The 13,618-nt window shown below is 70.3% G+C and carries 10 protein-coding genes, 1 tRNA gene and 1 riboswitch; of the genes, 9 read left to right on the plus strand and 2 right to left on the minus strand.

The features are described 5' to 3' along the window. Nucleotides 1–119 precede the first annotated feature (119 nt). Nucleotides 120–319, plus strand: a riboswitch (cyclic di-AMP (ydaO/yuaA leader). Between the two features lie 4 nt (nt 320–323). The 7 genes from ACFU5F_RS14615 to ACFU5F_RS14645 all read left to right on the plus strand — a co-directional run bounded on the left by ACFU5F_RS14615 (nt 324) and on the right by ACFU5F_RS14645 (nt 8,249). Then, nucleotides 324–1,040, plus strand: coding sequence for a transglycosylase family protein (locus tag ACFU5F_RS14615; RefSeq protein WP_383886780.1), 717 nt, complete (start codon nt 324–326; stop codon nt 1,038–1,040). A gap of 412 nt (nt 1,041–1,452) precedes the next feature. Beyond that, complete coding sequence (eno, locus tag ACFU5F_RS14620) at nt 1,453–2,733, plus strand: phosphopyruvate hydratase (protein ID WP_013003053.1); 1,281 nt, start codon at nt 1,453–1,455, stop codon at nt 2,731–2,733. Between the two features lie 135 nt (nt 2,734–2,868). Next, nucleotides 2,869–3,390 (plus strand): septum formation initiator family protein, encoded by a 522-nt coding sequence (locus tag ACFU5F_RS14625; protein WP_383886782.1) that lies wholly within the window; start codon nt 2,869–2,871, stop codon nt 3,388–3,390. 28 nt (nt 3,391–3,418) lie between these two features. Continuing rightward, nucleotides 3,419–3,961, plus strand: coding sequence for a DUF501 domain-containing protein (locus ACFU5F_RS14630; protein ID WP_383886784.1), 543 nt, complete (start codon nt 3,419–3,421; stop codon nt 3,959–3,961). Beyond that, nucleotides 3,958–4,899 (plus strand): exopolyphosphatase, encoded by a 942-nt coding sequence (locus ACFU5F_RS14635; RefSeq protein WP_383886786.1) that lies wholly within the window; start codon nt 3,958–3,960, stop codon nt 4,897–4,899. Before ACFU5F_RS14630 ends, ACFU5F_RS14635 begins: the two co-directional genes overlap by 4 nt. Before the next feature lie 449 nt (nt 4,900–5,348). Next, a complete protein-coding gene (locus tag ACFU5F_RS14640) occupies nt 5,349–6,737 on the plus strand; it encodes an NAD(P)/FAD-dependent oxidoreductase (protein WP_383886788.1) in 1,389 nt (462 codons plus the stop codon). A gap of 216 nt (nt 6,738–6,953) precedes the next feature. Further along, nucleotides 6,954–8,249: a class I SAM-dependent methyltransferase gene (locus ACFU5F_RS14645; RefSeq protein WP_383886790.1), complete on the plus strand. Its 1,296-nt coding sequence runs from the start codon at nt 6,954–6,956 to the stop codon at nt 8,247–8,249. 100 nt (nt 8,250–8,349) lie between these two features. On the opposite strand, the gene ACFU5F_RS14650 is transcribed toward ACFU5F_RS14645, so the two are convergent. Together ACFU5F_RS14650 and ACFU5F_RS14655 are read right to left on the minus strand one after the other, a co-directional pair. After that, a complete protein-coding gene (locus tag ACFU5F_RS14650; RefSeq protein ID WP_383886792.1) occupies nt 8,350–10,887 on the minus strand; it encodes an ABC transporter permease in 2,538 nt (845 codons plus the stop codon). Nucleotides 10,888–10,978: 91 nt separating this feature from the next. Further along, nucleotides 10,979–11,749 (minus strand): ABC transporter ATP-binding protein, encoded by a 771-nt coding sequence (locus ACFU5F_RS14655; protein WP_383886794.1) that lies wholly within the window; start codon nt 11,747–11,749, stop codon nt 10,979–10,981. A 584-nt stretch (nt 11,750–12,333) separates the two neighbouring features. Between ACFU5F_RS14655 and ACFU5F_RS14660 the strand changes: the two genes are divergently transcribed. Together ACFU5F_RS14660 and ACFU5F_RS14665 are read left to right on the plus strand one after the other, a co-directional pair. After that, nucleotides 12,334–12,416 (plus strand) — tRNA-Leu (locus ACFU5F_RS14660). A gap of 291 nt (nt 12,417–12,707) precedes the next feature. Next, nucleotides 12,708–13,589: a Bax inhibitor-1/YccA family protein gene (locus ACFU5F_RS14665; protein WP_383886796.1), complete on the plus strand. Its 882-nt coding sequence runs from the start codon at nt 12,708–12,710 to the stop codon at nt 13,587–13,589. Nucleotides 13,590–13,618 lie beyond the last annotated feature (29 nt).

The following is a 13,618-nucleotide window of genomic DNA, read 5'->3' on the forward strand; positions in this document are numbered from 1 at the left end:
AGACCCCCTGATCGTCTTTGAAATTCGGGCAATCACCTGTTTACGGTCGTGACCGCTCGCCACAGCGGGCCCTCCCGGTCGGCACGCCGAATCCTGCCATCGGCCGTGAGGAACAGTCGTCGCGTCAAGCGCCGTAGGCAGGAGCGGGGGACCCAAGGTAAGTGCCGGGTCCGGCGGTTGCGGCCCTTCGGGGGCGCACGACCGGAACCGGCTGGGGGTGAAGCCGCGCGACGTGAGCCGAGAGGCGAGCGTGCGCGGCCGGGCAACTCAACCGGCCCGAACCCGACAGCTCACCTCGCAGGCGTCGGTGAGGGGATCTCTCCATGCTGTTTTCCAGCAAGGGCAAGCACCGCCGCCCGTCCGCCATGCAGCGGTCTGCTCGCGCCATCGCCGTCGTCGGTGTCACCGGCGCCGCCGCCGTCGCCGCCCCGCTGATGGCGGCCGGCAGCGCCTCCGCCGCCACCGCCTCCGAGTGGGACGCCGTCGCCCAGTGCGAGTCCGGCGGCAACTGGTCCATCAACACCGGCAACGGCTACTACGGCGGCCTGCAGTTCTCCGCCTCCACCTGGGCCGGCTACGGCGGTACGCAGTACGCCTCCACCGCCGACAAGGCGAGCAAGGCCCAGCAGATCGCGATCGCCGAGAAGGTCCTCGCCGGCCAGGGCAAGGGTGCCTGGCCGGTCTGCGGCACCGGCCTGTCCGGCGCCTCGTACGACGGCTCCGCCCCCTCCAGCGGCAACGCCGACTCCTCCGGCTCCTCCTCGCAGGGCACGCAGGAGAGCACCCAGAAGAGCACCGAGAAGAGCACCGGGGACACCCGCTCCTCCCGCTCCTCCGAGCGTGCCACCGTCAAGACCCCGACCGGCAAGAAGGTCAAGAAGGGCGACGGCGAGTACAAGGTCGTCAAGGGGGACACCCTCAGCGGCATCGCCGCGAAGAAGAACGTCAAGGGTGGCTGGGAGAAACTCTTCGAGCTGAACAAGGACATCATCGACGACGCCGACTTCATCTACCCGGGCCAGCAGCTCCACCTGAGCTGACCCGCCGCGACCACGACGGCCGCACGCGCCTGCCGACCCCACGGCCGCCCCCACGGCCGGGCAGGCGGGGCAGGTTCAGCCGGGCCGGAAATCGGGCCGCTCCCCGGCTGAACCACAGCCCACTCACATCCGTGTCCTCCATAGTGAAGACCTCGTGAGGGCCGTCCCCCCGACCCCACGGGCTCCCCGCCCCGGTGCGCATTCCCCCGTACGCACCGGGGCGGGGCTTTTTTGCACCGTCGGCGCCTTCTCTTGTTCACCCCCTCTTTGTTCCGGGCGGGAACAATGGGTACGGTCTGTCTGTCCACGGGACGGTCGGTCGGCTGCCGACGGCCCGGGGGCGGTTAGGCTCTAGTCGCAAGGCCCAAGCGGCCCCGCACAACCAGCGTCACATCCCATGAAGGAGATGCTCGTGCCGTCCATCGACGTCGTCGTAGCCCGGGAAATCCTCGACTCACGAGGCAACCCCACCGTCGAGGTCGAGGTCGGCCTCGACGACGGCAGCACGGGTCGTGCCGCCGTTCCGTCCGGCGCATCCACCGGTGCCTTCGAAGCCATCGAGCTGCGGGACGGCGACCCCAACCGCTACCTCGGCAAGGGCGTTGAGAAGGCCGTCCTCGCCGTGATCGAGCAGATCGGCCCGGAGCTCGTCGGCTACGACGCCACCGAGCAGCGCCTGATCGACCAGGCGATGTTCGACCTGGACGCCACCGACAACAAGGGCTCCCTCGGCGCCAACGCCATCCTCGGCGTCTCCCTCGCCGTCGCCCACGCCGCCTCCGAGGCCAGCGACCTCCCGCTGTTCCGTTACCTGGGCGGCCCGAACGCGCACCTGCTGCCCGTTCCGATGATGAACATCCTGAACGGCGGCTCGCACGCCGACTCCAACGTGGACATCCAGGAGTTCATGATCGCCCCCATCGGCGCGGAGTCCTTCTCCGAGGCCCTGCGCTGGGGGGCCGAGGTCTACCACACCCTCAAGAAGGTGCTGAAGACCAAGGGCCTGTCCACCGGCCTCGGCGACGAGGGCGGCTTCGCCCCGAACCTGGAGTCCAACCGCGCCGCCCTCGACCTCATCCTCGAGGCCATCAAGGAGGCCGGTTACACCCCCGGCGAGCAGATCGCCCTCGCGCTGGACGTCGCCGCCTCCGAGTTCTACAAGGACGGCGTCTACACCTTCGAGGGCAAGGAGCGCTCCGCCGCCGAGATGACGGAGTACTACGCCGACCTCGTCGCGTCGTACCCGCTCGTCTCCATCGAGGACCCGCTGTTCGAGGACGACTGGGCCGGCTGGAACACCATCACCGAGAAGCTGGGCGACAAGGTCCAGATCGTCGGCGACGACCTCTTCGTCACCAACCCCGAGCGCCTCGCCCGCGGCATCGAGGAGGGCTCGGCCAACGCCCTGCTCGTCAAGGTCAACCAGATCGGTTCGCTGACCGAGACCCTGGACGCCGTCGAGATGGCCCAGCGCAACGGCTTCAAGTGCATGATGTCCCACCGCTCCGGCGAGACCGAGGACGTCACCATCGCCGACCTCGCCGTCGCCGTGAACTGCGGGCAGATCAAGACCGGCGCCCCGGCCCGCTCGGACCGCGTCGCCAAGTACAACCAGCTGCTGCGCATCGAGGAGATCCTCGACGACGCCGCGGTCTACGCCGGCCGCTCCGCCTTCCCGCGTTTCAAGGGCTGAGCCACCGCGAGGGCTGAGCCGTTAAGGGCCCGGCCCGAGCCAGTCGTACGTACGTCCCCGTACCGGTCCCGTACCGTGTGCGGGGACGTACGCGCGTGCGCGGGAAGAAGGCAGCAGCGGAAGGGGACGCGGGACATGGCCGTGAAGGACCGGGACCGGGACCGTTTCTCCACCGCGACCCGGCTGAAGGTGCTCGGTGAGCAGACGGCCGCCCGGGTCTACCGCTCGCAGGCCAAGCGCCAGGTCCGCCGCTCCCGGCTGACCGGCCGGGCCGCGCTGCTCGCCCTCGTCCTCTGCTCGATGATCGTGGCGCTCGCCTACCCCATAAGGCAGTACGTCTCCCAGCGCGCCGAGATCGCCGACATGCAGCGGCAGCGCCAGGAGGCGCGCGAGCGGGTCGAGGAGCTGCGCGACCTCAAGGCGCGCTGGCAGGACGACGCGTACGCCGAGCAGCGCATCCGGGAGCGGCTGCACTACGTGATGCCGGGCGAGACCGGCTACACCATGATCGACCCGGACGCGGCGAAGCAGTCCCGTACGACCCAGGGGGCGGCCGACCGCCCCTGGTACACCAATGTCTGGGACGGGGTCGACAAGGCCGACGCCGCCGACGCCGCCGACAGCCGGACGGTCACCTCCGTGACCGTCGACCGATGAGCCACACCGAGGACTTGAGTAGCAGGTTATGCAGACCCCTCCGCCGACCACTGAGCGCACCGAGCCGACCGACGCCGACGTCGAGGCGTTCCAGCAGCAGCTCGGGCGCCCCCCGCGCGGCCTCCGCGCGATCGCGCACCGCTGTCCGTGCGGGCAGCCGGACGTCGTCGAGACGGCTCCGCGCCTGCCGGACGGCACGCCCTTCCCCACGACGTACTACCTGACGTGCCCGCGCGCGGCCTCGGCGATCGGCACGCTGGAGGCCAACGGCGTGATGAAGGAGATGACGCAGCGGCTGGCGACGGATCCCGAACTGGCCGCCGCCTACCGGGCCGCGCACGAGGACTACATCGCCCGCCGCGACGAGATCGAGGTCCTGGAGGGCTTCCCGAGCGCCGGCGGCATGCCGGACCGGGTGAAGTGCCTGCACGTCCTCGTCGGACACTCGCTGGCGGCCGGTCCGGGCGTCAACCCGCTGGGCGACGAGGCGATCGCGATGCTGCCGGAGTGGTGGGCGAAGGGCCCGTGCGTGGTGCCCGCGCCGGAGCCGACGAAGGAGGACGGCCAGTGACCCGGGTCGCCGCCGTCGACTGCGGTACGAACTCCATCAGGCTGCTCGTCGCCGATTGCGACCCGGCCACCGGTGAGCTCGTCGAGCTGGACCGGCGGATGACCATCGTCCGGCTCGGCCAGGGCGTGGACCGTACGGGTCGGCTGGCGCCCGAGGCGCTGGAGCGGACCTTCGCGGCCTGCCGGGAGTACGCGGCCCTCATCAAGGAGCTGGGTGCCGAACGGGTCCGCTTCGTGGCCACCTCCGCCTCCCGGGACGCCGAGAACCGGGACGAGTTCGTGCGTGGGGTGTTCGACATCCTCGGCGTCGAGCCCGAGGTGATCTCCGGCGACCAGGAGGCCGAGTTCTCGTTCACCGGCGCCACCAAGGAGCTGACGGGGCGCACCGATCTGGCCCGGCCCTACCTGGTCGTGGACATCGGGGGCGGCTCCACCGAGTTCGTCGTCGGGGACGACCACGTGCGCGGAGCCCGTTCCGTGGACATCGGCTGCGTACGGCTGACCGAGCGGCACCTCGTCCGGGACGGGGCCGTCGTCGATCCTCCCGGGCCGGAGCAGATCGCCGCGATCCGCGCCGACATCGAAGCGGCCCTCGACCTCGCCGAGCGGGACGTCCCGCTGCGGGAGGCGCGGACTCTCGTCGGGCTAGCCGGCTCGGTGACGACCATCTCCGCGATCGCCCAGGACCTGCCCGCGTACGACTCGGCGGCCATTCACCACTCCCGGGTCTCCCACGACCGCGTCCGCGAGATCACCGAGTGGCTGCTGCGGTCGACGCACGCCGAGCGGCAGGCGGTGCCGTCGATGCATCCGGGGCGCGTGGACGTGATCGCCGCGGGCGCCCTGGTCCTGCTCTCGATCATGGAGCGGACCGGCGCGGCGGAGGTCGTGGTCAGCGAACACGACATTCTGGACGGAATCGCCTGGTCCGTCGCCTGACTCTCGGGCGGGCCGCGCACCTGTTTTACTACTCGCCAGTAGCCTCGCTTGAGCTGTTCGGATAACGTATGAGCGCGCCCGAGGGGTGCTCCGGCGCCCCTCGGCAACCGTCCGCCGGGAAACTTCGTGAAGTTCTTCACAAGAGAATCGGCCCTGTTGAGCGATGTTTTGAGCTCCCGCAGAGCGTTGGGGGGCTCCGAGGGGTCAACAGGGCGTACCCGAGGGGTTTTCGCGGGGGTCTCGTCCGTGTGAAAGCGAAGGGTGGTCCAGGGCCCTCGGGAGACCGGAACGGCAGTTCACGCGGCCTTGACATCGGTCAAACCCACCAGCCGGTTCCCTGGTGGGCCGCGGGTCCGGCCAACGGGGTCGCGCAGTGTAGCAGAGGGGGCGAGGAAGCTTGTGAAGGGGCGCACGAGCGACCCCCGGATGGCGGGTACATACTCGATGGCATGAGCACCACGGAGCGTCCCAGGATCCTCGTAGTAGGCGGTGGGTACGTAGGCCTGTACGCAGCTCGGCGCATCCTCAAGAAGATGCGCTACGGCGAGGCGACCGTCACGGTCGTCGACCCCCGGTCGTACATGACCTACCAGCCCTTCCTCCCCGAAGCCGCCGCCGGCAGCATCTCCCCCCGGCACGTCGTCGTCCCGCTGCGACGCGTGCTGCCGAAGGCGGAGGTCCTCACCGGTCGGGTCACCACCATCGACCAGGACCGCAAGGTCGCCTCGATCGCCCCGCTGGTCGGCGAGGCGTACGAGCTGCCCTTCGACTACCTGGTGATCGCGCTCGGCGCGGTCTCCCGCACCTTCCCGATCCCCGGCCTCGCCGAGCAGGGCATCGGCATGAAGGGCATCGAGGAGGCCATCGGCCTGCGCAACCACGTGCTGGAGCAGCTCGACAAGGCCGACTCCACGACCGACGAGGACGTCCGCCGCAAGGCGCTGACCTTCGTCTTCGTGGGCGGTGGCTTCGCCGGCGCGGAGACCATCGGCGAGGTCGAGGACATGGCCCGCGACGCCGCGAAGTACTACAAGAACGTGTCCCGTGAGGACATGCGCTTCGTGCTCGTCGACGCCGCCGACAAGATCCTCCCCGAGGTCGGCCCGAAGCTCGGCAGCTACGGCAAGGAGCACCTGGAGGGCCGTGGGGTCGAGGTCTACCTCAACACCTCCATGGACTCCTGCGTCGACGGCCACGTCGTGCTGAAGAACGGCCTGGAGGTCGACTCCAACACGATCGTCTGGACCGCCGGCGTCAAGCCGAACCCGGTCCTCTCGCGCTACGGCCTCCCCCTCGGCCCCCGCGGCCACGTGGACGCCTCGCCGACCCTCCAGGTCACCGGCACCGACTACATCTGGGCCGCGGGCGACAACGCCCAGGTCCCGGACGTCGCCGCCCGCAAGGCCGGCGTCGAGAACGCCTGGTGCCCGCCGAACGCGCAGCACGCGCTGCGGCAGGCCAAGGTCCTCGGCGACAACGTGGTCTCCGGCATGCGGGGCTTCCCGCAGAAGGAGTACGCGCACTCCAACAAGGGTGCGGTGGCGGGCCTCGGCCTCCACAAGGGTGTCGCGATGATCGTCATGGGCAAGATGAAGATCAAGCTCAAGGGCCGTCTGGCGTGGTACATGCACCGCGGCTACCACGGCCTCGCGATGCCGACGTGGAACCGGAAGATCCGTGTCTTCGCGGACTGGACCCTCGCGATGTTCCTCAAGCGTGAGGTGGTCTCCCTGGGCGCCATCGAGACTCCTCGCGAGGAGTTCTACGAGGCCGCCAAGCCGGCGCCCGCGCCGGTCGCCGCCGCGAGCAAGACCGCGGAGAAGGCCAAGGCGTCCTGACCTCTGGTGTCATCCGAAGGGCCTCCCGCCATCCGTGGTGCGGGGGGCCCTTCGGGGTGCGTGGGGGGAGCTTGGGGGTGCGGGCGCGGGTGCGCGAGAAGCCCTCACTCACCCGCACCCGAAGAACACACCTCCCCGCGGGAATACGGCACAGCCCCGCAGGTGATTACCGTGGCGTTGGACATTCCGGGATCTCCTGTCACGGAGGTGTGCGCCATGCAGGACGCCGCGTCGCGGCTGAAGAACCTGTTCGAGCAGCTGTCGGGAGAGCCGCTCCCGGTCCGGCTGCGGGCCTGGGACGGCTCGACGGCAGGCCCACCGGAGGCCCCCGCCCTGGTGGTGCGCAACCGCAGGGCCCTGCGCCGGCTGCTGTGGAAGCCGGGCGAACTGGGCCTGGCCCGCGCCTGGGTCGCCGGTGACCTCGGCGTCGAAGGGGACCTCTACGCCGTACTGGACCTGGTGGCCGCCCATGTGTGGGAGCGGGACGAGGACGCCCGGAGCCTCGGCCGGGCCCTGCGCGACCCGGAGGTCCGCGCGGCCGTCACGGGCCTGCTGAAGCTGGCCGGCCCCGCCGTCCTGGTCCCGCCCGCACCGCCCCGCGAGGAGGTCCGCTCCCGCCACCGGCACACCAGGCGCACCGACAGACGGGCCGTCAGCCACCACTACGACGTGGGCAACGACTTCTACGAGCTCGTCCTCGGCCCGTCGATGGTGTACTCCTGCGCCTACTGGCCGGCCCCCGACGCCACCCTCGAAGCCGCCCAGCACGACAAGCTCGACCTCGTCTGCCGCAAACTCGCCCTGGTCCCGGGCACGCGGCTCCTCGACGTGGGCTGCGGCTGGGGTTCCCTGGCCGTGCACGCGGCCCGGGAGTACGGCGTCCAGGTCGTCGGCGTCACCCTCTCCCAGGAACAGGCCGCGTACGCCCGTAAGCGTGTCGCCGAGGAGGGCCTGACCGACCGCGTCGAGATCCGCGTCCAGGACTACCGCGACGTGCTCGACGGGCCCTACGACGCGATCTCCTCCATCGGCATGGCCGAACACGTCGGCGCCGACCGGTACCTGGAGTACGCCAGGGACCTGTACCGGCTCCTCGCCCCCGGCGGACGGCTGCTCAACCACCAGATCGCACGCCGTCCGCAGCACGACGAGAGCGCCTACTCCCTCGACGGCTTCATCGACGCCTACGTCTTCCCGGACGGCGAACTCGCCCCGATCGGCACCACCGTCACCCAGCTCGAACGCGCCGGGTTCGAGGTCCGGGACGTGGAGTCCCTCCGCGAGCACTACGCCCTCACCCTGCGCGCGTGGGTCGCCCGTCTCGAAGCGGGCTGGGTCCGGGCGGTCGCCCTCGTCGGTCCCGGCCGCGCCCGCGTCTGGCGCCTCTACATGGCCGCCTGCGCCCTCGGCTTCGAACGCAACCGGCTCGGCGTCAACCAGGTCCTGGCCGTACGGCCCCCGGAAGGGGGCGCCTCGGGGCTGCCGCTCAGGGCGCGGACCTGGGGAGCCTGACTCCCCGTACAGGGGCGTGAGCGGCCGTACGGGCACGCGCGAGGGGCCCCGTTCCGCACCGGAACGGGGCCCCTCGTCTTGAGTCACCGCTCCCGCGCGGCTACTCCGACTTGATCGCCGCCAGCATGTTGAGCTTCGCCGCGCGGCGGGCCGGCCACAGCGCGGCCAGGATGCCGACCGTGGCGGCGAGCAGGAGGAAGACGGCCATCCGGGCCCAGGGCAGCACCAGTTCGTACGTCGGCATCCGGCTGGCGAGGAGTTCGCCGGCGGCCCAGCCGAAGAAGACGCCGAGACCGATGCCGAGGACACCGCCGAAGAGGGAGATGACGAGCGACTCCAGACGGACCATCCGCTTGATGCCCCGCCGGTCGAGACCGATCGCGCGGAGCATGCCGATCTCCTGCGACCGCTCGAAGACCGACATGGCCAGGGTGTTGATGACACCGAGGACGGCGACGATCACGGCCATGGCCAGCAGGCCGTAGAGCATGTTCAGCATCAGCGTGAACATCTGCGCGATGTCGTCGGAGAGGTCCTGCCCGCTCTGGACCTTGATCGCCGGGTTGTCGCCCAGGGCTTTCTCCAGCCGGTCCTTGGTGGTGTCGGAGGCGCCCGCCGAGGTCTTGACCATGACCATCATGTCGGCCGGGTCGGCGGAGGCCGGCAGCCGCTCGGTCAGCGTGGCGTTGTCCAGCAGGATGCCCCGGATCAGTTCGTTGCTCTCGTAGACCCCGGAGACCGTCAGCTTCTGCTTCTCGCCGCCCTCGAAACCGGCCGTGAACTCCGAGCCGGCCTTCCAGCCGCGCCGGGCGGCGGTGTCCGCGTCCACGACCACGTCCGCGCCGCCGACCTTGAACGTGCCCTCGTCCACGGGCAGATCGGTGACCTTGCCGATGGCCGCGCCGTTGACACCCGTCAGGTACTCGGTCTCGTCCCCGATACGGGACTCGGCGTTGCGCAGCGGCGACACGGCGGTGACGCCCTCGGCGGCGGACAGCTTCTTCTCCACGTCGGGGGAGAGGTAGCTGCCGCTGGTCATCGAGACGACGTAGTCCGCCTTGATCGCGTCGGCGGCCATCCTGGCGATGGCCTGCTGCAGACTTCCGGCCGTCACCGTCATCCCGGTGATCAGCGTCAGGCCGATCATCAGCGCCGAGGCGGTCGCGGCGGTGCGGCGCGGATTGCGCACGGAGTTCTGCCGGGCGAGCTTGCCGGAGATCCCGAAGACGCGCATGAGGGGTGCCGCGGCCGCGATCAGCGGGCGGGACAGGAGAGGGGTCAGGACGAAGACACCGATGATCAGCAGGACCGCGCCGATCCCCATCGGGGCCTGGCCGTCCGAGCCCTCCATCGTGGTGGCGTACAGGACGGTGGCCACGCCCGCGCCCGCCAGCAGCGCGCCGAGGGTGTTCCGTACGACGAGGGACTTGGCCGTGGCCTTCGCGTGGACGCTGCTCATCGCGGCGACCGGCGGGATCTTCGCGGCGCGGCGGCCCGGCAGCCAGGCGGCCACCATGGTGATCAGCACGCCGACCAGCAGGGCGGTGGCGACCGTGCCGGGGGAGACCACCAGCGGGCCGTCCGGGACGGTCTCGCCGAGGGTGCTGATCAGGGCCCGCATCCCGGCGCCGATGCCGACACCGGCGGCGAGGCCGGTGACCGCGGCGACCAGGCCCACCACGAACGCCTCGATCAGCACGGACCGCGTCACCTGGCGGCGGGAGGCGCCGACGGCGCGCAGCAGCGCCAGTTCCTTGGTGCGCTGGGCGACGAGCATCGTGAAGGTGTTGGCGATGATGAACGTGCCCACGAACAGGGCGATCCCGGCGAAGACCAGCAGCGCGTTCTTCATGCCGCTCATCTGGGCGGCGATCTGCGTGGCCTGCTGGTCGGCGAGCTGCCGTCCGGTGATGGTGGACGCGGTGTCCTCGGGGAGGACCTTGTCGATGGCCTGCCGCAGCTGGTTCTGGCTGGTGCCGGCCGCCGCGGTCACGGTGATCTCGTCGTACTCGCCCTCGTCGTGGAACAGCTTCTGCGCGGTCGCCGTGTCGAACAGGGCGAGGCTGCCGCCGGCCGCGACGTTGCCGTCGTCCGTCGTGAAGATCCCGCTGACGGTGGGGGTGAGGACCGGGCCGTCGACGGACATCCGGATGGTGTCGCCCACCTCGTACCCGGCCCGCTTCGCGGTCCGGGCGTCGATGGCGACCTCGTCCGCGCCCCGGGGCGCGGCGCCGTCCTCGATCGGATAGCGGGGATCGTCCGTCCCCCAGAAGTTCCCGCCCTGCGACTGGAAGCCGCCGCCGATCAGCTTGCCGTCCTTGTCGGCGAGGGCGGCGAACCCGCTCACCACACCGATCGCCGACTCGGCGCCGGGGACCCCCTCGATCTTCTTCAGCAGCCCCGGCGTCAGCTTCGGCTGCTCGGCGACGGTGTCGCCCTCGTCCGGCCGGTACCCCGACTGGACCGCGACGTCCACATGGTCGAAGCCCTTGGCCGAACTCCTCTGCAACGCGTCCGAGATGGTGTTCGTGAAGACCAGCGTGCCCGACACGAAGGCGACGCCGAGCATCACCGCGAGCACGGTCATGAGAAGCCTGGCCTTGTGCGAGAGCACGTTGCGCAGGGCGGTACGGAACATGAGTGGGGTCCCTGTCAGGGGTCGGAGGGGTGGTGAGGGTGAAGGGTGGACGAGCGCGCGTCCGCCGGACGGACGGACTCGCCGAACTGCCCTAGCTCGTACGGCCCTTGCTGTCGAACTGCTTCATGCGGTCCAGGACGGAGTCCGCCGTCGGCTCGTGGATCTCGTCCACGAGACGTCCGTCGGCGAGGAAGACGACCCGGTCCGCGTAGGCCGCGGCCACCGGGTCGTGGGTCACCATCACCACGGTCTGCCCCAACTCCCGTACGGAGTTGCGCAGGAAGCCCAGCACCTCGGCGCCCGAACGCGAGTCGAGGTTCCCGGTCGGCTCGTCGCCGAAGATGATGTCCGGGCGGGAGGCGAGCGCTCGGGCCACGGCCACGCGCTGCTGCTGTCCGCCGGAGAGCTGGGCGGGGCGGTGGCTCAGCCGGTCGGCGAGGCCCACCATGCCGATCACGGTGTCCAGCCACTGCTTGTCCGGCCGGCGGCCCGCGATGTCCATCGGGAGGGTGATGTTCTCCAGCGCCGTCAGCGTCGGCAGCAGGTTGAACGCCTGGAAGATGAAGCCGATCTTGTCCCGGCGCAACTTGGTGAGCTGCTTGTCCTTCAGCGAGCCCAGCTCGGTGTCGCCGATGCGGACGGAGCCGGAGGAGAAGGTGTCCAGGCCCGCCACGCAGTGCATCAACGTGGACTTGCCGGAGCCCGAGGGGCCCATGATCGCGGTGAACTGGGCCTGCCGGAAGTCGATGGAGACCTGGTCCAGCGCGACCACCCGGGTCTCGCCCTGTCCGTAGACCTTCGACAGTTCCGTGGCGCGGGCGGCCACGACGGTGGCCCGGTCGGCGAGGGGAGTGGTGGTCACGAGTGGGAGCTCCTTGCGGGCGGTGACGGTCGGGGCGCCGGAGGGACGGCCGGAGGCGCGCCTGGTCGTGCGGCGCGGCGTGCCGGAAGCCGGTCGCTTCGTGGGATGTCTCCATCGTCCCGACGCGAGGGCGCCGTGTAGTCAGCCGCTGTCCTGGTTCCGGGGGCAGACTTCCGGGGGACGGGCGGGCGGTGCGTCATACCTGGGGATGACGGCGGTGTCCGCCGGGAGAGCGGGCCGCCGGGACCGCCGGTGTGCGCCTGGGCCGCCGTGAACGGCGCGCTGAGGCTTCCTGTCCGATTCGAGGGACCGTCAGATCCCCTCGCGGGGCCGCGATGACCGACGAGAGCCGCCGCGTCACCGCGCGTGTCCTCGTCGGGGCGCTCGTTCGGGCGGTGAAATTCCGTCATTCCGCATACGCCCGGTCGGGCCGTCGGGAAGGCTATTGGCAAGTGCGGATGGCGTGTTCCGTGGGCTGATGCACCCTCAGACGTCAATAAAATAAGACAACATCGGTCCGCCGGGCGACTGTTCGGGGGAAGCCTCCCGATAGTCTCGGAAGCTCAGCGCGGAGCCCATGGCCTGCCCGGATGGTGGAATGCAGACACGGCGAGCTTAAACCTCGCTGCCCCTCGCGGGCGTACCGGTTCAAGTCCGGTTCCGGGCACCTCCGACCAAACTCGAACATTTACGCCCACACTCTCACATGCCGCCCTTGGGCGAGCCGCGCCCCGGGAGGCGCGTGACGGTGTGGGCGCCGTCGTGCTCGGTCTCCGGATGATCGCGGACTCGTACCGGGTTGGTCAGGGGTGGTGAGGTGTGGCGCGGGGAATCGCGGAGACGCGTAGCGTGTTCGAGGACATGGCAGGGAAAGATCCTCCCCAAGCAGTAGAGTCAATCCTTTGCCTACCTATTACTCTTGAGCCAAGGCCACGCAGGGTGGCCATGGAGGAGTGAAATGAGGAGCAGCAACCCGGTCTTCTCGCGACGGGGGTTCAGCCGCGACAACGGCCACGCGGGCTTCAACACCGCGCCGCAGGCCGGGGGAGCAGCTGTCGGCACCCAGGGCAACCCCTACGCCCAGCAGGGCGGCAACCCGTACGCGACGAACCCGTACGCCCAGCAGGACGTACAGCACGGCGTCCCGCCGCAGGCTCCGGCCCGCACGGGCGCCATGACCATGGACGACGTCGTCATGCGCTCGGCCATGACGCTCGGCACGGTCGTCGTCGGCGCGGCCCTCGCCTGGGCCCTTCTGCCGGTGTCGCCCACGAGTTACGGCCTGGCCATCGGCGCCGCGCTCATCGCCTTCGTCCTGGCGATGGTGCAGTCGTTCAAGCGCAAGGCCTCGCCCGCGCTGATCCTGACGTACGCCGCCTTCGAGGGTGTCTTCCTCGGCGTGTTCAGCGAGATGTTCAACAGCCGGTGGAGCGGCGCGCCCTTCCAGGCGGTGCTCGGCACGATGGCCGTCTCCGGCGCCACGCTGCTGGTCTACAAGGCGGGCTGGATCCGGGTCACCGCGCGGTACGCCCGCATCGGTATGACCATCGCGATCGCGTTCGTCCTGGTCATGGCGGTCAACCTGCTCCTCGTCGTCTTCGGGCTCGCCCCGGACGGCGGGCTGCGCAGCATGGGCCCGCTCGGCGCCATCGTCGGCATCCTCGCGATCCTCCTCGGCGCGTTCTTCCTGACCCTGGACTTCAAGCAGATCGAGGACGGCATCGCCTACGGCGCCCCGCGCGAGGAGGCCTGGCTGGCCGCGTTCGGCCTGACCATGACCCTCGTGTGGATCTACGTCGAGATGCTCCGCCTGGTCGCCATCTTCAGCGGCGACGACTAGGAGTGACCCCCGGGAGCCGTTGATGCTCC

Origin of the sequence: Streptomyces sp. NPDC057438 (assembly GCF_042802995.1) — a bacterium.
GTDB lineage: Bacteria > Actinomycetota > Actinomycetes > Streptomycetales > Streptomycetaceae > Streptomyces.